The organism is Christiangramia pacifica (assembly GCF_057221535.1).
In genome coordinates this window covers 2,774,327-2,795,793 of the sequence record NZ_CM170146.1, presented here as the reverse complement: position 1 = coordinate 2,795,793, position 21,467 = coordinate 2,774,327, and the positions used below count along the sequence as shown (strand labels likewise).

The window sequence follows — 21,467 nt, the reverse complement described above, 5'->3', positions numbered from 1 at the left end:
GTTTTGATTTCACCTATTCTCAGAATGCAATGTTCATAAGATCAGTTGCTTAAAGGATATACATTCAAAATAAAAATGTATTTTTATAGACCTAAAATTCAGAAAGTCAGTTATTTAAAATTTGTTGATTTTCATTCTTGCCCCAACCCGGAGCTTTGGTAATCTGATTATCAGTAATAGGTAGATAAAAATTTTTCTGCTTATATAACTTAAATTGAAAAGTATGGAAGGGAGAGAAAAATTATTATATGAATTTAATGAAGCCTTTGCAGATTGCAATACAAAATTTCTCGCCGACAGCGTTACGGACGATATTCGCTGGATCATCGTAGGAGAAAAAACCATTTCCGGAAGAACAGAATTTGAAAGTTCATTAGACAGAATGAAACATGGCGGCCCCATGCAAATTACCGTTAGTGATATGATTATTCATCAAGAAAAATCGGTAGTAGAAGGCGTGGTAGAGTTTCAGGTAGAACCCGGAAAAAAGAGAAAATATGCCTTTTGTGATATTTACATATTTTCCTCTAAGAAGAATAAAGTTAAAGAACTTAGAACTTATGTCACTCAGATAAAAAAAGCTTGAACGATGCTGAATTAAAACTTTAAATAAAAATCATAAATAAATAAATATGAAGACATTAATAGCATTTTTTGGATTGTTTTTCTTTGGTGCAATTTATATAGGAAATAAAAATTGCACAGATACTGAACTTGCCAGCACAGGTAATATTATAAATCTTAATGAAAAAGATATACTAGAATATCTTGAAGAAACAGAGGAGGCACTTATTGAGATTACCGAAGATCTTTCTGAAGAACAAATGCAATATAAACCGGATACAGAAAGCTGGTCTATAGCTGAAATTATTGAACATATCAATATGGTTGAAAATTCTATGAAATCCATGCTCATCAATAAGATGAATGCTAGTGATGAAAATGAAGATGCCGTGGTGAAGATGACTGATGATCAGGTGATCCAATTAATTACTAATAGAAGTCAGAAATTTAAAACTCAAAATCAATTTGAGCCAACAGGAGAATATATGACTTCAGATGACGCTATAAAGGCTTTCATAGACCAGCGAGAAAATATTACAGATTGGATCAAAGATTCAGATGCCGATATGAGAAGCATAGTAATTACCGATTTCCCTTTTGGCCCTGTAGACGGGTATCAGACACTTTTGTTTATGGCTGGACATACAGAAAGACATACCGCACAGATTGAAGAAGTTAAATCTAGTCCTGATTTTCCGGAGGAATAAAAATTTAGCGATATAAAAAAAGGTAAAGTTTGAGGGAAATATTCCTTTAAGAATTTAGAATGTGAGGCATTTCCATTATAATTCGTTCCACCATTCTCCTTGAGCGGTAATAATTGTAGGATTCATTAAAAGAGGTAAGTTGTCGGAAACAAAAGTTTGATTCCGAATTTTTCGGAATTCGAATTTTGGCTGTATTTTTGATACATTATATGCTAGTATAATAAAGAAAAAATGCGATCATACTTATTCTTAACTTTCAGTATATTTTTCAGTCTGGGTTGTTTTGCTCAGGTTGATATTCCCAGAACCACTAATACTGGCCCTATAATTAAAGCAGAGGAATCTAGCTCTACAGGATTTCCTATTCTAAAAAGAGAGGAAACAGAAAGAGAAAGTAGATTTTTAAAGGAAAAACCGAAAGCGATCGATCTTAGGGAAAATCCTAATGGTCTGATGACGGAAGCCGATGTTATTAAGAAGAGGTGGAGCGAAGATAATGAGGTCAAAGAGGAATATAGAAACGATCAAAGCCTTGGAAATGTGGTGACTCAGGGTAGATTTGTTGAAGTCTATTGCAGGGACCATCAATATATTGATGGAGATAAAGTTCAGATCTTTGTAAACGGTGAGCTCGTGGCAAAAAGTGTGAGCTTAACGGCAGGATTTACTCCTATTCTGGTTAATTTACAAGATGGTTTTAATAGTATAGAATTCGTAGCTTTAAATCAGGGAAGTTCTGGTCCCAACACCGCTGAATTAAGAGTGTTGAGTGAAAAAGGTGAACAACTGGCAAAAAAGGAATGGAATCTTTTAACCGGAGCCAAAGCCGAATTGATTGTTGTAAAGAATTAGTTGAAACAGAAATATTTAAAAAAAGCCGGAATTAAATCCGGCTTTTTTATTTAATCACGCAGATCTTCAAGAATCTTTATTTGCCGCAAAGTTTTACTTATAGCATCTCGATGGCTTTCCAATAATTCTTTAACCTCGAGGGTGAACATATGATTTTCAAGTTTATCTTCATATTCTTTCAAACTTTTCTTTTCACCTCGAAGGCACTCTTCCAGGATTGATTCATCATCTTGTTTAGCCCAGGAACCTTTAATCTCTATCCAGAACCTGTGAATAGATCCCAATGCGCTACCATTGCTGTTATTTTTAGGATGTTCATTTAAAAGATGTATTTGTTTATCTATTTCCGTGGCAAAATGATTCCTCTGTACGGCCTGATTTTTTAAAAAATTCCGGAGATCCGGATTCTTTGTATGCTCCATTGCTTTCTTATAGCCCTTTTCAGCGTCATAGTTCTTCTCCAGCAGATCAGAAAGAATATGAACCAGGCTTTTATGACTTGCTTCCCGCGCTAATTCTCTTGTAGTTTTCATACGACTGAAAATTTATTGGTTTAACCATATAAAGATACTTCAAAATAGAGAAATTAAACAGTGTTTTAATGAGTTTATTTAGTTGATAGACAGAGGTTAAGAGGTGTTTTAAAAATGTATTTTTATGCGGGATTACCCCCATATTTTCAATCTTCAGATTGGTGTATATTAATCCTTTGAACCGATCATTTACCCCGGATTATTAACTCTAAATTAAATCCTTATGAAGACTTCCGCATTGATCATTCGAACCAGTTATCTTATCATTCTAATGCTTTTTCTTTTTATTTATTTCACCTCCTTATCTTGAGATTTTAAAGTTTCGTGGATCTCAGTTTTTTTCTTGAATAGAGTTAAAAACACTGTCCTAATTTTGAATATGATTTATAAATTAAAATAATGTTCACGAAATTATTTCACCATTATCAGATTCGCTATAACTGAATAATAGTTAAATTAGAAGTGATAACTTTTAATTTATATAGATGAAAAAGGTGCTTATAGGTCTGGATTATAATCCGAATTCAGAGATCGTGGTTAAAAGTGGTTATGAGCTGGCCAAAAAGCTTGGAGCGGAAGTATGCCTAATTCATGTACTTGCAGACGTTAGCTATTACGGGATGAATTATCCCAGTTTTATGGGTTACGAGGGTTACAATGAAATGGCTGTAGACTTAAATGTCATCGCTGAATTGAGGGATGTAGCTAAGGATTTCGTTCAAACAGCAGCTGAACATTTAAAAGATCCAACAGTAACCACCTATATGGCTGAAGGACCAACTTCCACGGCAATCTTAAATTATGCCGAAGAATGGGGTGCAGGTATGATTGTTTTAGGTACTCATAGTCATTCAGTTCTGGAAAAGATTTTAATGGGAACCACAGCGAGCCACATTCTGGAAAGCACTAAAGTTCCGGTTTATTTAGTCCCCATAAAGCCTGAAAAATAGGTCTGCTAATCTGCCATTTCTCGTAATCTTGTGTTAATCATTTCATATTCAATTCCATATTGGTTAAATTCAAGAGAATTAATGTTGAATTAAAAAATTAAATTATGGGAATTGTAAAAGTTATTGAAGTTATCGCTACTTCTGACAAAAGTTTTGATGAAGCTACCAGAAATGCAGTTAAAGAAGCGGCAAAATCAATTAGTAATATTAGATCTGTTTATATTAAGGAAATGAAGGCTCAGGTGAACGGGGATGCGATAACCTCCTATGCGGTGAATGCTAAGATTTCCTTTGAAAAGAACGGATAGAATTACATTCAGATCAAATTATTAAAGGGTCGGGAATATTTCCGACTTTTTCATTTTATTAAATCTCTTTCGTAATTCGAAGGAAAAAACCCAATGAATTTTGAGTACAAATAGAATCATTTTAATAGGCGCATCAGCTGGAGGCAGATCAGCCGTTGAAAATATTTTGAAGAATATAAGTCCGGAAATAGATGCCGCATTTTTGGTTGTGGTTCATTCTTCATTTGATATGATTTCTAATTTCTCAAAATTTTTAAATCAGAACATTCAGCTGGAGGCTATCGAAGCCAGAGAAAGTATGGAGATAGAAAATGGAAAGGTTTATATAGCTGTACCTAATCAACATCTCGTTATCATAAACGATAGATTATCCAATTCCAACGGCCCCAGGGAAAATTTGTTCAGGCCTTCTATTGATGTCTTATTCAGATCTGGTGCTGTTGCCTATGGTAACAAAGTGATAGGAATATTACTTTCCGGAAGATTGAACGATGGAACTGTTGGATTGGAAGCGATCAAAAAATCCGGAGGAATAAGTGTAATTCAAGATCCTGAAACTGCTGAATATTCCGGAATGCCACAGAACGCGCGAAAATTTGTAGATATAGACCATATTGTTCCACTACAAGAAATAGGTGAATTGATTGAAAAACTAATTGAAGAGCCTCTTCCAAAGAGGGTAGACATCCCTTATTCTCTTATTCGCGAGGCTGAAATTGCTACTAAAATTAGAAGTCAGATAAATACGGAGGATTTTCTTGGTGAGAAAGTAGCCTTAAGTTGTGCGAGTTGTGGCGGGCCTCTTTGGAAAATTAAGGATACAGATATTGAGAGATATAGATGTCATGTAGGACACTCATTCTCGCAGGAATCTTTGCTGCTCGCACAAAATGAAAACCTGGAAGAAACCCTTTGGGTTTGTTTACGAACGTTGGAAGAGAAAAAAATTCTAATGCTAAATATGTCTGATAATTTCAGAAAAAAAGGATCTGATCATATTGCTAGATCCTATTCAGACAAAATTCAGGAAGTTGATGAACACATAGACAGGTTAAGGCAACTGATGGATATTAGAGATTAAATAAACCCGCTTTTAAGCGGGTTTTATTTTTAATAGGAAATTACGTTTTTACCAATAGATTTTCCAGATTCCTGAAGTTTATGCACTTCTCTAAAAGTTTCGGCATTCAGTCCGCTGAATTTTTTATTTATAGTGGAAACAATAACCCCTTCTTCCACAAGTTTTGAAAGTCTATTTAGAATTTCGTGTTGTTTTATCATGTCATCTGTTCCAAACATACTTCTGGTAAACATTAGTTCCCAGTGAAAGCTTACACTTTTTTTCTTCAGTAAATTCAGGTCTACTTCTTCAGTATTATTTACAATACAGCAGATACCGCCCTGTGGAGCAATAAGTTCAGTCATAGCTTTCCAGTTACCTGAAGTATCTGCAAAATTTAGAATGTAATCTACAGACTCATTATCTCCCATATTTTCCAACAGATCATGATGATCTACAATCACGTCTGCTCCCATTTTTTTACACCAGTTTCTGGTTTCATCTCTAGATGCGGTTGCAATTACTTTGAATTGGGTAAGTTTTTTCAATAATTGAATAGCGATTGAGCCTACGCCGCCGGCGCCTCCAATTATTAAAATTGTTTTGTCCTTACCTTCATTTTCTCTTATTCGCAACCGGTCAAATATAGATTCCCAAGCGGTGAGTGTTGTTAGAGGAAGCGCTGCTGCTTCATCCCAGTTTAAGTTTTGCGGTTTACTTCCTACAATTCTTTCGTCTACTAGTTGATATTCGGCATAGCAACCGGGGCGGGTCATATCTCCTGAATAATATACTTCATCTCCAACTTTAAATAATTCAACATTATCGCCAACTTCTTCTACGATTCCTGCTGCATCCCAACCAATTATTTTTGGCGATTCCAGTTCCTCATCCTTTGCCGCACTTTGTCTAACTTTATAATCTACAGGGTTTACCGAGACAGATTTGATTTTTATCAATAGATCCTTACCTGCTGGTTTGGGTCTGTCTATCTCAACATCCATTAAACTTTGCGAATCTTCAATTGGTAATGATTTTGTGAATCCTACTGCTTTCATAATTTTTTTATTTTAAGATACAGGGCAATTAATAAACTTCAATCTTATAGCTCATAAACTTTTGCTAAAATCATATAGCTGTTGGAGACTACTTCTGCAAAGGCTAAATTTGATATAAAATAAGGAGAACATGAAAATAGGATTTATAGGATTAGGAATAATGGGTAGCCGAATGGCGGCAAATCTTCTGAAGGCAGGTTATGATTTAAAAGTTTATAATCGAACCAGGGAAAAAGCGAGTGAATTGATCGAAAATGGTGCAGAATGGGCAGATTCACCCATGGAAGCAGCAAAGGAAGTTGAAATACTTTTTACGATGTTGGAAAATCCCCAGGTTGTTGAAGAATTGGCATTGGGAGAAAAAGGTTTTCTAGATGGCATGGCAAAGAATAGTCTTTGGATAGATTCAAGCACTGTAAATCCATCATTTAGTGAAAAAATGAGCAAGGAAGCTGAGAAAAGAGAGATCAGGTTTATGGACGCGCCAGTCTCAGGATCCAAACAACCGGCAGAGGATGGGGAGCTATTGTTTCTTGCAGGAGGTAATAAGGATGATTTCGAAAATGCCAAAGAGCTTTTCCTGCACATGGGCAAAGATGCAATCTACATAGGTCCTGCAGGTAAAGGTTCTGCGATGAAGATTATGATCAATCAATTGCTAGGGCAAAGTATTCTTGCATTTTCTGAAAGCCTGAATTTGGGAATAGCTATGGGAATTGATAAAAAGACCGGAATGGATATTTTACTGAAAACGCCTGTTACCGCGCCGATAATAAATGCATTTAGAAACAGAATTGAAAATAACGAATATGAAGCCAATTTCCCGCTAAAGCACTTGCAAAAAGATTTACATTTATTTACTGAAACCGCGTATGAATTAGGGCAGCCGAGTCCATTGACCAATACAGCAAAAGAAGTTTATGGTCTGGCAGAGCATAAAAATTTGGCTGACCTGGATTTTACGGCGGTTTTCAAGTATTTGCATGAGAAAGAATAATTTTCACAAGTCTCAAGGTTAAATCTTTTATTATCGAATTGCTATCACTATCTTTACAAAAATTTTGATGCAGGTCAAAACTGACCATTGCTCTCTCTGAATTAAACCTTCAAAAGATAATCTTACACATTAAATTTTTCTGGTATTCGTTTAGTTGGTTCAAAGCATTGAAGTTGGAAACGAATATTAATTAAATTATAGTGAATGGCAAGATCCGGACAAACCCAAAACAAAAGAGAAAAAGAAAAAAAGAAGCTTAAGAAACGTAAGGAAAAAGAAGCCAAGCGTTTAGAAAGAAAAGAGAATTCCAACAAAGGCGGATCATTTGAAGATATGATCGCTTATGTTGATGCAGATGGAAATCTTACCGATACTCCACCAGATCCAACACAGAAAGTAGAAGTAGACGCAGAAGATATCGAGATCGCTGTCCCAAAGAAAGAAGACAGAGAAGAGGAGGAGATCATCACAGATACAGAAGGAAAAGTTTCATTTTTCGATCATTCTAAAGGTTTTGGATTTATTATTGGAAAAACAACCGGAGAAAAATATTTTGTTCATGTTAGCGGACTTATCGATGAAATCGATGAAAATGATAAAGTTAGTTTCGAGCTTGAACAAGGAATGAAGGGACTTAACGCCGTAAGAGTTAAAAAGATCTAATCTATTTTAAAACTGCTTAATGCAGTTTCATACTTCAGAATTTATCCTGAATTGTAATTAATTGAAAATTAAAAGTTTATTCTGGTGTACACTGAATATTAAAGTGTACATTTGTACAGTAAAAATAATTTAGTTTCTTCACTTAAGTAGATCCGTTCAGGATATTTCAAGTTTTGTTTACTTCAGTATTTTAAACAGAATATAAAAACAGTACCAGTATCAATAATCCAAAATTTGCTCAAAAGAGAGCCTCAGAATTTTCCAAGACTTTAAGAAGCAGGGTAAATTCATATTTCAAAACGAATAATATCAGTAAGCATGCAAATGCAAGTATGATAGTTAAAACCGTTTTGATGCTTTTAGTATTCATAGTTCCATTGGTAATAATAAACCTGGGTATTGTGAATAGTATCTGGTTATTATTCGCGCTATACATAACGAGTGGTTTTGGTATGGCGGGAATTGGAATGGGTATTATGCATGATGCCATTCATAATTCATACTCCAAGAACCAGAAGGTAAATCAATATTTAGGTTACACATTAAATCTTATTGGAGCTAATGCCAGTATCTGGAGAATTCAGCACAATGTATTACATCACACTTTTACAAATATTGAAGAGGCAGATGATGATATAAATCCTCCTTTCTTCTTAAGGTTCACTCCACATACGAAAAGGCACGGAATTCATAAATTTCAGCATATATATTCCTGGTTCTTTTATGGTCTTTCTACAGTTTCCTGGGTTACCGCTAAGGACTTTGTAAGAATGGCGAAATTCAAAAAAATGGGATTTTTTAAGGGTGGTAAAGCCTTTAATAAGGAATTAATGCAGGTGATTGGCTGGAAAGCTATTTCTTTTACTTTCGTTTTGATTTTACCAATGATCGTATCTCCACAAGGATGGTGGATCGTACTACTGGCATTTATCAGTATGCATTTTGTAACAGGTTTGATGATCACGACTGTATTTCAATTAGCGCACATTGTTCCAACTACAGAATACCCATTACCGGATGAAAAAGGAATAGTTCAGGGAGACTGGGCCAGTCATCAATTATTTACAACAAGCAATTTTTCTCCGAAAAGCAGGCTTTTCTCCTGGTGTATTGGTGGACTTAATTATCAGATAGAACATCATTTATTGCCTAATATTTGCCATGTTCACTATAGAAAAATCTCACATATTGTAGCTCAAACCGCTAAAGAATACGGTTTGCCTTACCATAACAATCATAATTTTGTCTCGGCAGTTGGCGAGCATTTTAAAATGCTACGTCAATTAGGAAGGATGGATAATCTTAGAGCAGGATAAGCATAAGATTGGATGCCGTACGATCTCAAAACAGGGACGGCAGTTTTATAATTTATAATTTAATAAAGTAATGCAAGAAGGTAAAGTAAAGTTTTTCAATAATACCAAAGGATTTGGTTTTATTAAAGCTGACGATTCAAACGAGGACATCTTTGTTCACTCTAGTGGTCTTATCGACGAAATTCGTGAAGACGATAGAGTACAGTTTGAAGTAGAACAAGGTAAAAAAGGCCTTAACGCTGTAAACGTTGAAGTAATTGACTAATTATTTTCAGACTTTCTGAGATCTGTTGATGATGAAGATTGGATGTCGTACGATCTCAAAACAGGGACGGCAATTTTAAACAATATAATAAATATAGTAATGCAAGAAGGTAAAGTAAAGTTTTTCAATAATACCAAAGGATTTGGTTTTATTAAAGCTGATGATTCAAACGAAGATATCTTCGTACACTCAAGTGGTCTTATCGATGAAATTCGTGAAGATGACAGAGTACAGTTTGAAGTAGAGCAAGGTAAAAAAGGCTTGAACGCTGTGAATGTTGAAGTGATCGATTAGGTTTTTCAACTAGACAACTTAAAAATTAAGATCTGAAGCCGGGAAGATCTAAAATAGAACGGCAATTTTAAACAATATAATAAGTAACGTAATGCAAGAAGGTAAAGTAAAGTTTTTCAACGCAACCAAAGGTTTTGGTTTTATTCAAACTGAAGGTTCTAATGAAGACATCTTTGTACACTCAAGTGGTTTGATCGATGATATTCGTGAAGATGACAGAGTACAGTTTGAAACTGAACAAGGAAAAAAAGGATTGAACGCTATTAATGTGGAACTAATTGACTAATTAGTTTCTTATTTTAAATACAAAGCCATCCAAACAGGATGGCTTTTTTTGTTTAATACCGTGAGTTTTAAAAATCCTGAATTTTATTGGTGGCTTTTTAATTTCTTTAATAGATAATGGTCAAAACATTTACGATATTGAAGAATCTTACTAGAAAACCAACCAAATGATCACAAAAAAGAATCTGTTACTTTATGGTACGGCTTTCATCCTGGGACTGTATTTTCTATTCCTGGGACTTACAAAAGCAAAAGGATTTTTCGCGCCTTTAGTCACCGCCATAATTTTAAGTCTGGTAGTTTTACCATTATCCCAGTTAATGGAAAAAAAGATGAGTAGGCCTTTAGCTGCAATCCTTAACAGTTTATTGCTTTTTGGAATTTCTATTGGTATCATGGCACTTGTATCTTTTCAGATAAGATCTTTTGCTGAGGACTGGCCTCAGATAAAGAAAACGATGGAACCCAAGATCGAGCAAATCAAGAATTTCGCTCTAGAGCATTCTCCACTTGATCAGGAAGACATTGAAGAAGCCAAAAACGAATCTTCCAGCACTCCTTCCAATGCAAGTGAAAAGGTGAAAACGTTTATGAGCGGGCTATCCAGTTTCCTGGCGAACTATTTGCTGACATTTGTTTATGTATTCTTCTTATTGAATTACAGGGATGTTTTCAAAGGTTTCCTCCTCAGGATATTTCCTGACGAAAGACGTCAGACCGTAAAAACTATTATAACAAAATCAGCAAAAGTTGCTCCTCAATATCTTCTCGGTAAATTGATCTTAATGGGATTGCTTGCTGTATTATATAGCATAGGTCTTGGAATTTCCGGAGTAGATAATTTTATACTGGTTAGCGTTATAGCGGCTGTGCTTACGTTAATTCCTTATATAGGCAATATCATTGGTTTTACTATGGCTGTTGCATTTGGCTTTTTAAGTTCCGGTGATACAACTGTACTTATAGGTATTGCTCTAACGTTTACAATAACCCAATTTGTAGAAAGTTATGTGCTGCAACCTTATGTTGTAGGTGAAAGGGTAGACGTCCATCCATTTTTTGTTATCGTTTCGGTAATACTAGGGAATATGGTTTGGGGAGTGATAGGAATGATCCTTGCTATTCCGCTCATTGGAATAATTACAGTTGTGCTGCTAAATATAAAAGAACTGAAGCCATTTGGAATACTTTTGAGCAAAAGAGAATTTTCTGAATAGTTTATTAGGTAGCGTATATTAAAAGCTATTTTGCATGTTTTTTTAGGCGGGAATATTCAAAGTTATAAAGCGGATAAGTTGAAGTGAGAATTTTAAATTTCAATTCACTATCCTACCTAATTAATAGGCAAAACCGTAAAAGCTTTAGTTTAAAATTTCTATTTTTAAGGATATAACCTTAAAAACTCAATGATGCGTAAATTTCATCTGTTGCTGGTATCAGTTTTACTGATCTCCGGTAACCTATTTTCACAATCCGGTACTTCATCAAATCCGGATCCCGAATTTAAAATAGATTACGAAAAATTCACCTTAGATAACGGTCTTGAAGTAATTCTTCATGAAGACCATAGTGATCCAATCGTAGCGGTCGCTACAATGATGCACGTAGGTTCTAATAGAGAAAAGCCGGGAAAAACAGGTTTTGCCCATTTCTTTGAGCATATGAGTTTCAATGATTCTGAAAACGTTCCTGTGGGTGCAAACCGTAAAATGATCCCGGAGTGGGGTGGAAGTAGGAACGGAGGAACTTGGAGCGATGGCACTGTTTATTATGAAGTTGTGCCAAAAGATGCGTTTGAGAAGATCCTTTGGATTGATTCAGACAGATTTGGGTATATGATCAATACAGTGACACAGGCGGCTTTAGATAGAGAAAAGCAAGTGGTGAAAAATGAAAAAAGAGAGCGTGTAGATAATGCGCCTTATGGATATACTGATGAGATCATTAGGAAAAATCTGTATCCTGAAGGACATCCTTACAACTGGACTGTAATTGGTCAATTGCCAGATCTTCAGTCTGCTACATTAGAAGATGTAAAGGAGTTTTATAATAAATATTACGGAGCAGCAAATGCTTCATTAGTGATCGCAGGAGATATTGATGTAGCTGAAACTAAGGAATTAGTTAAACAGTGGTTTGGAGAAATCCCAAGTGGACCAGAAGTTAGCCCTTTGGAACCTAAACCGGTTCAACTTACTAAATCAAAATCTCTTTATTTTGAAGATAACTTTGCTAAACTTCCGGAATTGAGAATTGTGATTCCAACGGTTGAAGATTACAACAAAGATATGTATGCTTTACAAATCCTTGGACAATTACTCAGTGGAAGTAAAAAGTCGCCTTTATACCAAACCGTTGTAGAAGAAGGCAAATTAGCTCCGAATATTAGTACTTACCAAAGCAGTAGTGAGCTTGCTGGTGAATTTATTTTTCGGGTAAGAGCTAATGCAAATACTGATCTGGATAGTGTTAAGCTGGCAATTGAAAATGGATTGGACAGGTTTGAAAAAAATGGAGTTAGTGAGGATGAATTAAAAAGAATCAAAGCAGAACTTGAAACAGGTCTTTATCAGGGAGTAAGCACGGTACTAAATAAAGCATTTCAGTTAGTACAGGACAACGAATTCAATGGAGATCCTGGCTACCTGGCTACAACAGCCAAGCTTACCAATGCGGTTACCAGTGAAGATGTAACACAAGTTTACAAAAAATATATAAAGGATAAGAATTTTGTAATGACCAGCGTGGTTCCTAAAGGTCAGACAGATCTTGCAGTTGATGGCTCAGAAGAAGCGGAAGTATGGATTGAAGAAGTTAAAAATGATGTGGCAAGCGAAGAAGTAAGCCAGGGTGAAGAAGCTGAATATGAAAAAACATCTTCTAAATACGATAGAAGTGAACCTGATTTTGGAAAGCTTCCTTTGTTTGAAGCACCGGAAGTTTGGACTTCAGAATTAGCTAATGGAATGGAAGTCTATGGTATAGAAAATAATGAGGTACCGCTGGTACAGTTTGAAATCAGCATTCCAGGAGGGCAATTACTGGATCCTGAAGGAAAAGCGGGTACAGCATCTCTCCTTAGTGATTTGATGATGCAGGGAACTGCGAATAAAACTCCGGCAGAACTTGAAGAAGCCATCGGTCTATTAGGCGCAAGTATAAGAACGTATACCTCTAACGAAGATTTCAGAATTTCGGGAACCTGCCTTTCAAAAAATTTCGCTGAAACCATGGAACTGGTAGAAGAAATATTGCTGGAGCCACGTTGGGATAATGCTGAATATGACAGGCTGAAAAAAGCCCTCGAAACTAATTTAAAGGGTCAGGAAGCTAATCCAAGAGCAATTGCTTCATTGGCATTTTATAAGTTGTTATATGGTCCTGAAAACAGTTTCGGAATCCCTGGTTCAGGTACTTTGGAGACGGCTGAAGTTATTACAATGGATGATCTAAAGAAGTATTATGCTAAACTTTCTCCGGAAAACGCTAGTTTTCATATTGCAGGATCCATAGAGAAAAGTAGAGTAGAGGAAATACTTGGTGATCTTGCTGAAAACTGGGATAATAAAGCACCGGAAATTAAAAACGATGAAATTGCAGCCATTGGTGAAGGCGGAACCTTATATTTTATTGATGTACCTGATGCAAAACAATCTGTGATCATTATAGGAAAACTGGCACTTTCTGAGAAAGATGAAGATGCCGATAAACTGGCATTTGCAAATGAAATTTTAGGAGGTGGTTCCAGCGGAAAATTATTCCAGACTTTAAGAATTGAAAAAGGTTATACTTATGGTGCTTATTCTGGGGTATCTGAAAATCTAGAGGTTTCTCCTTTTTACATTATGACCAGTGTTCGTGCCAATGCTACTTTGCCATCCTTAGAAATAATTCAGGAAATGGTAGCGAATTATGCCGAAGATTTTGGACCGGAGGAAGTTAAACTGACTCAGAATAAACTTTTAAAAGAAAACACGAGAGCTTTCGAAAGTCTTGGAGCTAAACTGGGAATTCTTCGGGATATGAGTAAATATGATAAGTCTGATGATTTTATTGAAGAAAAACAGAAAGTTCTGATGGATATGACGCAGGAGGATTTTCAGGAAGTGATCAGGGAATATTTAAATGAACAGGAAATGATCTACGTTGTGGTTGGAGATAAAGCTACCCAGTTTGAAGAGGTGAAAAAATTAGGAAAACCTGTGGTAGAACTTGATATTTATGCTGAAAAGTTAAACGATAAGGAGGAGCAGGCTGCAGGAGAATAAATTCTGACTAATCTTAAATAAAAAAGCGCCGGACAAGAATTGGCGCTTTTTTTTATTTGGACAGTTGTTTTTCAAAACACTTGCTGTTTTCCATTTCCTCATAGGGAGGATATTTATCTGTTTCCTTATAATTATTTTTATAATAAAATTTTATTGCTTCGACCTGTCTTAAACCGGTTTCCAGAATACATTTCCTGAAACCGTGTTCCTGGGCCCAGTTTTCTAATTCAATTAAAATCTTGCTGGCATAGCCTTTATTTCGAAAGGACTTATCTACGAACATTCTTTTTACTTCGGCAATTCCAGGTTTATATTCTTTAAAAGCACCGCAACCAGCGGGAATATCATTCTCATATAATATCACGACATTTTTCAAATTGTCCAGTTTATTGAATTGGTCATAAAACTCATGTTCATCGCCATCGCAAACTGCCAGGTATCGATCAAGAGATCTCACCAGATCAATAAAATCTGGATGATTGGAATCCGTTCTTTTTAACTCAGTCATTACTAGAATTTATAAGCTATCCAAATTTATTAAAATTTCGGTTTGAGACTTTTAAACTTTATGATTTCATTGACGGCATAACAGAATGAACGTGTCTAAATTTATATTTCACAAAAAATACGATTATGAAGAGGTTAACAATTTTAGTTGCAGGTTTACTTAGTGCAGGTATTTTAAGCTGCCAGGAAAAGAAAGAAGAGAAAGACTCGAAGAAAGGAGATGCTCCGGAGGCCGTACAATTGGCTTTTCAAAAGAAGTATCCGGGAGAGAATGATCCTGATTGGAGACAGGATGATCATGGGTATTGGGAATCACATTTCAAGCAAGACGGTGAAAAATACCGCGCTGATTTTAATGCTGATGGAACCTGGGTTGAAACGGAAAATGATATAAAGGATGAAGAATTACCGGAAGTGATAAAAAAAATAATCAAGGAGCAGTATTCTGAATATGAAATAACTGAAGTTGAGCATGTTACCAATGCTGAAAAGGGTGAGTTCTACGACGTAGAATTTAAGCAAAAAGGTAAAAATAAGGATGTAATGTTCAGAGAAGACGGTACGATTATAGAATAAATTCAAGAGATATTAGAAAAAATCTAGTAGAAATAGGATTTGGAGGAGGTTGTCACTGGTGTACCGAAGCGGTATTTCAGGCAGTAATAGATGTTGTGAGAGTTGACCAGGGTTATATTTCAACTGCGGAGAACCAGAATAAGTATTATGAAGGCGTTTTAGTTCATTACAATGCTAACGATATTGAATTGGATCGATTAATTAAAATTCATCTAAAAACCCATAATAGTAATTCAAACCACAGTATGCGTGATAAATATCTGTCGGCTGTGTATACTATGAATGAAATTCAGTTTGAAAATGCTGAAAAGATTCTTGAGAACTTTAATGAGAAAAAGTCTAATGAGATAATAACCAAAGTGTATAGATTCGGGAAATTTAAATTTTCCCGAAAGAAAATTCAGAATTATTATCAAACAGATCCAGAAAGGCCTTTTTGTAAGCTGTATATTCAGCCAAAACTTGATCAGCTCAGCGATGAAAAGCTTATATAATGTAAATAAATGCATTATAATTTATATTATGTAAAATAAAATATTTCATATTAAGGGTTACATTTGTTTACTTGTAACTAAAATTACTTATTAACCTTTACCATCAACAAACTTCCTGCTGTTTTAAATTTAGCTTAAAGAAATAGCTGGCATCAAGCTATAATTAATTCTGCTGAAATAAAATCAAATTCTGGTTCAGGGATTTTGAAGTTTATAATTTGAATTTAATTATCGTTTTCTAATTTTTTATAATTGCCTCTGTAGTAAATCGTTGATCTTTCAGAACTATTCACAGATGTATTTGCCTTTCCGTTGGCATATAATGTAATTATAAAATCTAATTTTTCGCTATTATCTGTAGTCGCGTCAAATCGTTTTAAAACACTTGATTTGGGAGGATTCTCGGAAATTTTTAAATCTTCCATCTTTCCTTTATAAATGAAACCTCCTTCTCTGCCATAAGAATTCCCGGAAAATCTTCTACCAAAAAAAGGGAGATCAATATCTACGCTATCTTTATCAAATCTTATAAAATTGATCGTATTAATAATATTGATATTATTTCCAAACTGTGGAGAATCTGCAAAATCGTTAGTGATCTCAAATTCTCTATTTTCTATAAGACTTTTAAGATTCTGAAATTCTTCAAGTTCATTATCAGACAAGTTCTTATTTGCTCTACAGGAAACCAAAAGCACTATTATCACTAAAAAACTTAAAAAGTTTTTCATATTTGATCTATTTACTTATCGTCTTCTTCGCTTAACGAATCTAAGGTATCTTCAATGGCTTGATTCTCTTCATCAGACAAACCGTCTTTATTCTTTTCTACCTTTAAATTTCCATCACCATCTTTTTTAAGTTTTTCATCTTTTTCATGAAAATTTGAAGGTCTTCCGGAATTTTTCTGCCAATCAGCTTGCTCGTTATTTTTATCTTTAGTCATAATATTTCTTTTTTTCAATTTACCTAATTCTAATTCTACTAGATTCCGGTTTAATGATGATTTAACAGGAATTACTGCATTTTTACATTAAAAATAAAAGCTCTGTACTTTAATAATGCTACAAAAATTGTGGCTCCCAATGCGTTTCCAATCAGTGCGGTGCAAAGAGTTTTTAAATAAACCAAAAAGCTTATTTTCGTCGAAACCAGCATCCCTGCAAATAATTCTATCTGCCCAATTATACTATGGTGTAAACCTGTAAATCCCATTACAGCCGTGATAAGGTATATTATCAGAATTTCTGAGGTTGTTTCCTTCGAGGACGTAACCAACCAGCTTAAGAGTCCCATTAACCATCCTGCAAGAATCGCACTGACTAAAATCGTTGGTAAACTATAGTCTACAAAGTGCTCCCCTATTTTTGCGATAATTTCAGTATTAAAAAGTCCAAGTTCCGGTCCAACCCAGGATAAGGTCAAGGCAATTAAAATTCCCCCTGCCACGTTCCCAAAAATTACCACACCCCAAATTTTGAATAAGCTTAAAATACTTCTTTTATTATTCAATACCGGAAGTGCTAATAGCGAAGTTTGTTCTGTAAACAGAATAGACTGACCTAGAACAACAAGTATAAACCCAATAGGATATACGATTGCCAGTAGTCGGAAAATAGTTTCTTCAGCAAATTTACCCTCCAGGAATCCAAATAATGAACATAGCATTAGAAAACTGAAACCTATTTCTAAACCTGCTGTAAATGAACTTAATAGTATACTTCGGATACTCCGGTCATACGTTTCGCAACCTTCCATTATTTGTTGCTTCAATATTTCACCGTGAGTTTTTGTCCTGGTAGAATCTTCTGAAGTAGATTTCTCTAATTCCTGATCTACTTTCTCTTCTTCTTTATCTTTCAATTTTGATGTAGGATATGATTATGAAATATTAAGAAACGTAAAAAATTAAATACTCTATGAGTTTATTTTCTATTTAACCTTATTTTAGGTAAGTATATATTATTATTTACTTTCCTTCCATACTTTTAAAGCTTCGTCTCTACAAATTTGTATCATCTTAAATTCTATATGACGTTTGCTAGCATCAGAATCATAATACATATTGCTATAAAGAAATCCGTTCTGTTTAGCATCTTCAGCTGAAGCAGCGTAATAAATATAATCGAAATCTGCCCAGTGAGCGGCACCCAAGCACATCATACAGGGTTCACAGCTAGTATATAGCACACAACCCTTTAAGTTTTTTGTATTCAGATTTTTGCAGGCTTTTTGAATGGCTCTTAATTCTGCATGCTGAGTACAATCTACATCACCAGAAACTTGATTATAACATTCAGAAATAATTTCGTCTCCCTTCGTTATCACAGCTCCAAAAGGTCCTCCTTCTTTACTTTTTTTTCCTTTTCTGGCTAATTCAATAGCCCTCGTCATCATCTTTTTTGGTAAATCCTTCGTTTTCATAATGATATAAAATTAGGTATAAATCTGATCAACAAAGATTATTTCACACTATTTACCGCAGGATTATACTTGCTTTAAGGTTTGCGCAAACAAGTCTAAAAATACTCCTAAAAATTTGCCAAATCTAGCCTAAGACCTATGGTTATGCCTTAGGAAATAAGTTTATTTAAATAATTAAAAAACCGAAAAATTATGGAAACTATATTTGAATTTGTGAATATTGACAAGAGTCAAAATCTTGAAGCTTTTACTCAGAAAAAACTGAATAAGATCGAGAACAAATATGATTGGATCGTGAGAGCTAATATTTACTTTAAAAGAGATGAAAATCAAAAACCAAACGGATACATTACTGAAATAAGGCTAAGCGCACCGGGACCGGAAATTTTTGCTCAATCTAATGAAGATTCTTTTGAAGCTTCTATTGCTGAAACTGTAAGAGATCTGGATAGACAATGTGAAAAGCGTAAAGCGAAAATGAGCACGCATTAATATTTTGTATTCCTATTAAATTAAAAAGCCCTTTAGTTCTAAAGGGCTTTTTTAATATAGTATTTGTATTTATTCCTAGGCTTTCAAGTTCTCTTTTTCAAGTTTTTCCTTGAACTCATTGATGATACCACCTTTCAACAATACTTCAATCTGCCTGTCGCTCATGGTGTGCTTGGCCTCAAATTCTTCTGATTTTCCGTTATCGTTCTTAACTATCACCTTCACATTTCTTCTGTGCTTGACATCATCTCGAAGATTTTTAAAGCTTACAATATCACCTTGCTCGATTTTATCATAATCTGAAATATCTATGAACTCTAATGGAAGAATTCCGAAATTAACGAGGTTTTGCCAGGCTATACGAGCATATGAATTTGCAATAACCGCAACCTGCCCTAAATATTTTGGTGCAATTGCCGCGTGTTCTCTACTCGATCCCTGCGCGTAATTATCTTTTGCTACTACGATATGGCCACCAAATTCTTCTTTGGCATCCATTGCTCTGTCGTAGAATGACTCGTCGATCACCGTATAAGAATACTTACTGATTTCAGGAAGATTACTTCTGAATGGCAGCACTTCTGCTCCGGCCTTCAGGATCTCGTCAGTTGAAATATTATCACCCATTTTCAGAAGAACTGGAACATCATATTTTTCTTTCATAGGATCTATATATGGAAGAGACTTGATATTTGGTCCCTTTTTCAATTCGATACCTATACCATCTTCTGGTGGTGCAACCAGCATTTCAGTATTGATAATTTCAAGATCAGGATGTTTGAATTTAGGATATTTCATATCGTAAATTTTCTCCAGGTCTCGTGGATCCGTGATTTTTCCAGTTAATGCTGAAGCTGCTGCTGTTTCAGGACTACACAAATGTACTTGGTCATCCTTGGTCCCAGATCTGTCAGGGAAGTTACGCGGCATTGTTCTTAAACTTATGGTTCCTGATGCCGGGGCCTGCCCCATTCCGATACATCCCATACATCCTGACTGGTGAAATCTAGCTCCTGCTTTAATCAAATTAGCAAAAGCCCTGTTTTCGATCATATTCTGGATCATTTGCCTTGAAGTTGGATTGATATCAAACGATACATCATTATTTACCGATTTTCCTTCTACTATGGCTCCTGCAATCCAGAAATCTCTTAATCCCGGGTTAGCTGAAGATCCAATTACAACCTGACTAATATCTTTTCCTTCTACCTCTCTTACAGGGACAACATTTCCTGGACTGGTTGGTAAGGCAATCAGAGGTATTAATTCGTCCAGAATAATTTCATCTTCATAATCATATTTACAACCTTCATCGGCTTTTATTTCAACCCAATCTTCTTCTCTTCCCTGAGATTTTAAAAATCTCTTTGTTTCTTCATCACTTGGGAAGACCGTTGTGGTAGCACCTAATTCTGCTCCCATGTTCGCAATGACATGGCGGTCCATGGCACTAAGATGTTTTAATCCGTCACCGTAATATTCGATCACCTTCCCTACTCCACCTTTCACATCATATCTTCTGAGCATTTCTAGAATAACATCTTTAGCACTTACCCAGTCTGGTAATTTACCGGTAAGTTTTACTCCCATCACTTCAGGCATTTTTACGAAATATGGCTGACCCGCAATTGCAGCAGCAACGTCCAGACCTCCAGTTCCAATGGCAAGCATTCCCAGGGAACCTGCTGCCGGTGTGTGACTATCTGAACCTACCATAGTTTTCCCCGGTTTGCCGAAGCGTTGCATGTGCACAGGGTGGCTTACTCCATTTCCTGGCCTGCTATACCAGAGACCAAATCTTTGCGCTGCTGAGTGAAGAAATAAATGGTCATCAGCATTTTTAAAATCGGTTTGTAATAAATTATGATCAACATATTGAACGGCAACCTCGGTCTGGGCTTTTTTCAATCCCATGGCTTCAAGTTCAAGCTGTACTAAAGTTCCGGTTGCATCCTGAAGTAAGGCCTGATCGATTTTTATTCCAATTTCCTTTCCAGGTTCCATTTCACCTTTTAAAAGATGTTCTTTAATAAGCTTTTGCGTGACATTGAGTTTTGACATAGTTGGATATTTTTAAACTTTAATTTACCAACTTTCATAAGAAGAAACATTGCCTTTAACAGAACCTTAGTTTTAAAAGCACGAATCATCCTGAATTCAATAAGAATTAATATTTTCAATTTATTCTATATTTAGTTGCAAATATTTTAATCAATGAATCAAATAGTAAAAAGAGCCATCGTAGGAGGAATTGTTTCTACAATCGTTATGGGAACAGGAACTTTCATTCTAGGGCAAATCTCAGGTTACAAAGCCATGGAATTATTGAAAAATTCCATGTCCGGAATCAATATGCTATGCAATACGGTAATTTTAGGTTCTACAACCATTCTGGCTTTAATGCTTACTTTACTGGGATTAAGCAGATCTTCAGAATCCAGATTAACAGATAGACATTATAAAGATGTGCTTATGATCGCCAAATCTGATACAATCTTAATTGTGGCGGCTGTCATTGCTTTTCTTTTACTAAATCTTCCAATAAGTGAATCTAAAGAAGTAACCAGTGGGTGGTATGAAACTATCTATTATGCCAGTTTGATGACGGCTTCCCTGCTGGGAGGTGGTTTTATTGCGGTGGTCATGATGCTATATGGAACTGTAACCAACGTGATCCTAATTGTTGGATTGAATATTAAAGACCATCCATTAATTTCTTCGGAAGAGGTTGAAGAAGCTGAAGAGCAAGAAAAAGAAAATCAGAAGCAAAAAAACACTTCTGATTAAGTTAAATAGAAAAAGGGCATTTCTAAAGAAATTGAAATTGACGGATTTACTGAATTCAAGGCAATCA

Annotated in this window: 26 protein-coding genes; 18 read left to right on the top strand and 8 right to left on the bottom strand. The window is 35.3% G+C overall.

Annotation, left to right across the window (positions count from 1 at the left end; all coding sequences use genetic code 11):
- Nucleotides 1-223 precede the first annotated feature (223 nt).
- The 3 genes from AC2S94_RS12835 (at nucleotide 224) to AC2S94_RS12825 (ending at nucleotide 2,123) form a co-directional block, all read left to right on the top strand.
- A complete protein-coding gene (locus AC2S94_RS12835) occupies nucleotides 224-586 on the top strand; it encodes a nuclear transport factor 2 family protein (protein WP_484628970.1) in 363 nt (120 codons plus the stop codon).
- A gap of 46 nt (nucleotides 587-632) precedes the next feature.
- Nucleotides 633-1,271, top strand: a complete 639-nt coding sequence (locus tag AC2S94_RS12830) for a DinB family protein (protein WP_484628969.1) — start codon at nucleotides 633-635, stop codon at nucleotides 1,269-1,271.
- Nucleotides 1,272-1,502: 231 nt separating this feature from the next.
- Nucleotides 1,503-2,123 carry a hypothetical protein gene (locus AC2S94_RS12825; RefSeq protein ID WP_484628968.1) on the top strand — a complete coding sequence of 207 codons (621 nt, stop codon included), beginning with the start codon at nucleotides 1,503-1,505 and terminating at the stop codon, nucleotides 2,121-2,123.
- Between the two features lie 50 nt (nucleotides 2,124-2,173).
- Here the strand turns inward: AC2S94_RS12825 and AC2S94_RS12820 are convergent, their stop codons facing one another.
- Entirely contained in the window at nucleotides 2,174-2,656 is a 483-nt protein-coding gene (locus AC2S94_RS12820) for a ferritin-like domain-containing protein (protein ID WP_484628967.1), read from the bottom strand.
- A gap of 485 nt (nucleotides 2,657-3,141) precedes the next feature.
- On the opposite strand from AC2S94_RS12820, the gene AC2S94_RS12815 reads away from it, so the two are divergent.
- The 3 genes from AC2S94_RS12815 (at nucleotide 3,142) to AC2S94_RS12805 (ending at nucleotide 4,995) form a co-directional block, all read left to right on the top strand.
- The gene (locus AC2S94_RS12815; RefSeq protein WP_484628966.1) at nucleotides 3,142-3,606 is read left to right on the top strand and encodes a universal stress protein; all 465 of its coding nucleotides are present in this window, start codon (nucleotides 3,142-3,144) and stop codon (nucleotides 3,604-3,606) included.
- Between the two features lie 104 nt (nucleotides 3,607-3,710).
- Nucleotides 3,711-3,914: a dodecin family protein gene (locus AC2S94_RS12810; protein ID WP_484628965.1), complete on the top strand. Its 204-nt coding sequence runs from the start codon at nucleotides 3,711-3,713 to the stop codon at nucleotides 3,912-3,914.
- Nucleotides 3,915-4,014: 100 nt separating this feature from the next.
- Nucleotides 4,015-4,995 carry a chemotaxis protein CheB gene (locus AC2S94_RS12805; RefSeq protein WP_484628964.1) on the top strand — a complete coding sequence of 327 codons (981 nt, stop codon included), beginning with the start codon at nucleotides 4,015-4,017 and terminating at the stop codon, nucleotides 4,993-4,995.
- Nucleotides 4,996-5,024: 29 nt separating this feature from the next.
- On the opposite strand, the gene AC2S94_RS12800 is transcribed toward AC2S94_RS12805, so the two are convergent.
- Nucleotides 5,025-6,032 (bottom strand): zinc-binding alcohol dehydrogenase family protein, encoded by a 1,008-nt coding sequence (locus AC2S94_RS12800; RefSeq protein ID WP_484628963.1) that lies wholly within the window; start codon nucleotides 6,030-6,032, stop codon nucleotides 5,025-5,027.
- A gap of 130 nt (nucleotides 6,033-6,162) precedes the next feature.
- Between AC2S94_RS12800 and AC2S94_RS12795 the strand changes: the two genes are divergently transcribed.
- The 8 genes from AC2S94_RS12795 to AC2S94_RS12760 all read left to right on the top strand — a co-directional run bounded on the left by AC2S94_RS12795 (nucleotide 6,163) and on the right by AC2S94_RS12760 (nucleotide 14,120).
- On the top strand, nucleotides 6,163-7,029 hold the full coding sequence (locus AC2S94_RS12795; protein WP_484628962.1) for an NAD(P)-dependent oxidoreductase: 867 nt from the start codon (nucleotides 6,163-6,165) through the stop codon (nucleotides 7,027-7,029).
- Between the two features lie 204 nt (nucleotides 7,030-7,233).
- The gene (locus AC2S94_RS12790) at nucleotides 7,234-7,692 is read left to right on the top strand and encodes a cold-shock protein (protein ID WP_484628961.1); all 459 of its coding nucleotides are present in this window, start codon (nucleotides 7,234-7,236) and stop codon (nucleotides 7,690-7,692) included.
- Nucleotides 7,693-8,045: 353 nt separating this feature from the next.
- Nucleotides 8,046-9,008 (top strand): fatty acid desaturase family protein, encoded by a 963-nt coding sequence (locus tag AC2S94_RS12785; protein ID WP_484628960.1) that lies wholly within the window; start codon nucleotides 8,046-8,048, stop codon nucleotides 9,006-9,008.
- A gap of 70 nt (nucleotides 9,009-9,078) precedes the next feature.
- Nucleotides 9,079-9,273, top strand: a complete 195-nt coding sequence (locus tag AC2S94_RS12780; protein WP_011709462.1) for a cold-shock protein — start codon at nucleotides 9,079-9,081, stop codon at nucleotides 9,271-9,273.
- Between the two features lie 99 nt (nucleotides 9,274-9,372).
- Nucleotides 9,373-9,567, top strand: coding sequence for a cold-shock protein (locus tag AC2S94_RS12775; RefSeq protein ID WP_011709462.1), 195 nt, complete (start codon nucleotides 9,373-9,375; stop codon nucleotides 9,565-9,567).
- A gap of 91 nt (nucleotides 9,568-9,658) precedes the next feature.
- Nucleotides 9,659-9,853: a cold-shock protein gene (locus tag AC2S94_RS12770; RefSeq protein WP_484628959.1), complete on the top strand. Its 195-nt coding sequence runs from the start codon at nucleotides 9,659-9,661 to the stop codon at nucleotides 9,851-9,853.
- Nucleotides 9,854-10,019: 166 nt separating this feature from the next.
- Entirely contained in the window at nucleotides 10,020-11,069 is a 1,050-nt protein-coding gene (locus tag AC2S94_RS12765; protein ID WP_484628958.1) for an AI-2E family transporter, read from the top strand.
- A 192-nt stretch (nucleotides 11,070-11,261) separates the two neighbouring features.
- Entirely contained in the window at nucleotides 11,262-14,120 is a 2,859-nt protein-coding gene (locus tag AC2S94_RS12760; RefSeq protein ID WP_484630919.1) for a M16 family metallopeptidase, read from the top strand.
- 52 nt (nucleotides 14,121-14,172) lie between these two features.
- On the opposite strand, the gene AC2S94_RS12755 is transcribed toward AC2S94_RS12760, so the two are convergent.
- Nucleotides 14,173-14,628 (bottom strand): GNAT family N-acetyltransferase, encoded by a 456-nt coding sequence (locus AC2S94_RS12755; RefSeq protein WP_484628957.1) that lies wholly within the window; start codon nucleotides 14,626-14,628, stop codon nucleotides 14,173-14,175.
- Nucleotides 14,629-14,753: 125 nt separating this feature from the next.
- Here AC2S94_RS12755 and AC2S94_RS12750 point away from each other — a divergent pair, with 125 nt between their 5' ends.
- Together AC2S94_RS12750 and AC2S94_RS12745 are read left to right on the top strand one after the other, a co-directional pair.
- On the top strand, nucleotides 14,754-15,203 hold the full coding sequence (locus AC2S94_RS12750; protein WP_484628956.1) for a PepSY-like domain-containing protein: 450 nt from the start codon (nucleotides 14,754-14,756) through the stop codon (nucleotides 15,201-15,203).
- Nucleotides 15,200-15,697, top strand: a complete 498-nt coding sequence (locus AC2S94_RS12745) for a peptide-methionine (S)-S-oxide reductase (RefSeq protein ID WP_484630918.1) — start codon at nucleotides 15,200-15,202, stop codon at nucleotides 15,695-15,697. Before AC2S94_RS12750 ends, AC2S94_RS12745 begins: the two co-directional genes overlap by 4 nt.
- A 224-nt stretch (nucleotides 15,698-15,921) precedes the next feature.
- On the opposite strand, the gene AC2S94_RS12740 is transcribed toward AC2S94_RS12745, so the two are convergent.
- From AC2S94_RS12740 to AC2S94_RS12725, 4 genes are all read right to left on the bottom strand, one after another.
- Entirely contained in the window at nucleotides 15,922-16,428 is a 507-nt protein-coding gene (locus tag AC2S94_RS12740; protein ID WP_484628955.1) for a DUF4251 domain-containing protein, read from the bottom strand.
- Between the two features lie 11 nt (nucleotides 16,429-16,439).
- The gene (locus AC2S94_RS12735) at nucleotides 16,440-16,643 is read right to left on the bottom strand and encodes a hypothetical protein (protein WP_484628954.1); all 204 of its coding nucleotides are present in this window, start codon (nucleotides 16,641-16,643) and stop codon (nucleotides 16,440-16,442) included.
- A 71-nt stretch (nucleotides 16,644-16,714) separates the two neighbouring features.
- Nucleotides 16,715-17,560: a formate/nitrite transporter family protein gene (locus tag AC2S94_RS12730; RefSeq protein WP_484628953.1), complete on the bottom strand. Its 846-nt coding sequence runs from the start codon at nucleotides 17,558-17,560 to the stop codon at nucleotides 16,715-16,717.
- 102 nt (nucleotides 17,561-17,662) lie between these two features.
- Entirely contained in the window at nucleotides 17,663-18,121 is a 459-nt protein-coding gene (locus AC2S94_RS12725) for a nucleoside deaminase (RefSeq protein WP_484628952.1), read from the bottom strand.
- Between the two features lie 192 nt (nucleotides 18,122-18,313).
- On the opposite strand from AC2S94_RS12725, the gene AC2S94_RS12720 reads away from it, so the two are divergent.
- Nucleotides 18,314-18,613, top strand: coding sequence for an HPF/RaiA family ribosome-associated protein (locus tag AC2S94_RS12720; protein ID WP_309561145.1), 300 nt, complete (start codon nucleotides 18,314-18,316; stop codon nucleotides 18,611-18,613).
- Nucleotides 18,614-18,688: 75 nt separating this feature from the next.
- On the opposite strand, the gene AC2S94_RS12715 is transcribed toward AC2S94_RS12720, so the two are convergent.
- Nucleotides 18,689-20,674, bottom strand: a complete 1,986-nt coding sequence (locus AC2S94_RS12715) for an aconitate hydratase (RefSeq protein ID WP_484628951.1) — start codon at nucleotides 20,672-20,674, stop codon at nucleotides 18,689-18,691.
- 153 nt (nucleotides 20,675-20,827) lie between these two features.
- Here AC2S94_RS12715 and AC2S94_RS12710 point away from each other — a divergent pair, with 153 nt between their 5' ends.
- The gene (locus AC2S94_RS12710; RefSeq protein WP_484628950.1) at nucleotides 20,828-21,400 is read left to right on the top strand and encodes a hypothetical protein; all 573 of its coding nucleotides are present in this window, start codon (nucleotides 20,828-20,830) and stop codon (nucleotides 21,398-21,400) included.
- The last annotated feature ends 67 nt before the right edge of the window (nucleotides 21,401-21,467 follow it).

Excerpts from the sequence above, each read along its gene's own strand:
- AC2S94_RS12815 (WP_484628966.1), top strand. The coding sequence starts at position 3,142 with ATGAAAAAGGTGCTTATAGGTCTGGATTATAATCCGAATTCAGAGATC.
- AC2S94_RS12735 (WP_484628954.1), bottom strand. The coding sequence starts at position 16,643 with ATGACTAAAGATAAAAATAACGAGCAAGCTGATTGGCAGAAAAATTCC.
- AC2S94_RS12760 (WP_484630919.1), top strand. The coding sequence starts at position 11,262 with ATGCGTAAATTTCATCTGTTGCTGGTATCAGTTTTACTGATCTCCGGT.
- AC2S94_RS12755 (WP_484628957.1), bottom strand. The coding sequence starts at position 14,628 with ATGACTGAGTTAAAAAGAACGGATTCCAATCATCCAGATTTTATTGAT.
- AC2S94_RS12820 (WP_484628967.1), bottom strand. The coding sequence starts at position 2,656 with ATGAAAACTACAAGAGAATTAGCGCGGGAAGCAAGTCATAAAAGCCTG.
- AC2S94_RS12790 (WP_484628961.1), top strand. The coding sequence starts at position 7,234 with ATGGCAAGATCCGGACAAACCCAAAACAAAAGAGAAAAAGAAAAAAAG.
- AC2S94_RS12780 (WP_011709462.1), top strand. The coding sequence starts at position 9,079 with ATGCAAGAAGGTAAAGTAAAGTTTTTCAATAATACCAAAGGATTTGGT.
- AC2S94_RS12740 (WP_484628955.1), bottom strand. The coding sequence starts at position 16,428 with ATGAAAAACTTTTTAAGTTTTTTAGTGATAATAGTGCTTTTGGTTTCC.
- AC2S94_RS12800 (WP_484628963.1), bottom strand. The coding sequence starts at position 6,032 with ATGAAAGCAGTAGGATTCACAAAATCATTACCAATTGAAGATTCGCAA.
- AC2S94_RS12775 (WP_011709462.1), top strand. The coding sequence starts at position 9,373 with ATGCAAGAAGGTAAAGTAAAGTTTTTCAATAATACCAAAGGATTTGGT.
- AC2S94_RS12830 (WP_484628969.1), top strand. The coding sequence starts at position 633 with ATGAAGACATTAATAGCATTTTTTGGATTGTTTTTCTTTGGTGCAATT.
- AC2S94_RS12750 (WP_484628956.1), top strand. The coding sequence starts at position 14,754 with ATGAAGAGGTTAACAATTTTAGTTGCAGGTTTACTTAGTGCAGGTATT.
- AC2S94_RS12825 (WP_484628968.1), top strand. The coding sequence starts at position 1,503 with ATGCGATCATACTTATTCTTAACTTTCAGTATATTTTTCAGTCTGGGT.
- AC2S94_RS12720 (WP_309561145.1), top strand. The coding sequence starts at position 18,314 with ATGGAAACTATATTTGAATTTGTGAATATTGACAAGAGTCAAAATCTT.
- AC2S94_RS12785 (WP_484628960.1), top strand. The coding sequence starts at position 8,046 with ATGCTTTTAGTATTCATAGTTCCATTGGTAATAATAAACCTGGGTATT.
- AC2S94_RS12810 (WP_484628965.1), top strand. The coding sequence starts at position 3,711 with ATGGGAATTGTAAAAGTTATTGAAGTTATCGCTACTTCTGACAAAAGT.
- AC2S94_RS12725 (WP_484628952.1), bottom strand. The coding sequence starts at position 18,121 with ATGAAAACGAAGGATTTACCAAAAAAGATGATGACGAGGGCTATTGAA.
- AC2S94_RS12795 (WP_484628962.1), top strand. The coding sequence starts at position 6,163 with ATGAAAATAGGATTTATAGGATTAGGAATAATGGGTAGCCGAATGGCG.
- AC2S94_RS12715 (WP_484628951.1), bottom strand. The coding sequence starts at position 20,674 with ATGTCAAAACTCAATGTCACGCAAAAGCTTATTAAAGAACATCTTTTA.
- AC2S94_RS12835 (WP_484628970.1), top strand. The coding sequence starts at position 224 with ATGGAAGGGAGAGAAAAATTATTATATGAATTTAATGAAGCCTTTGCA.
- AC2S94_RS12710 (WP_484628950.1), top strand. The coding sequence starts at position 20,828 with ATGAATCAAATAGTAAAAAGAGCCATCGTAGGAGGAATTGTTTCTACA.
- AC2S94_RS12770 (WP_484628959.1), top strand. The coding sequence starts at position 9,659 with ATGCAAGAAGGTAAAGTAAAGTTTTTCAACGCAACCAAAGGTTTTGGT.
- AC2S94_RS12765 (WP_484628958.1), top strand. The coding sequence starts at position 10,020 with ATGATCACAAAAAAGAATCTGTTACTTTATGGTACGGCTTTCATCCTG.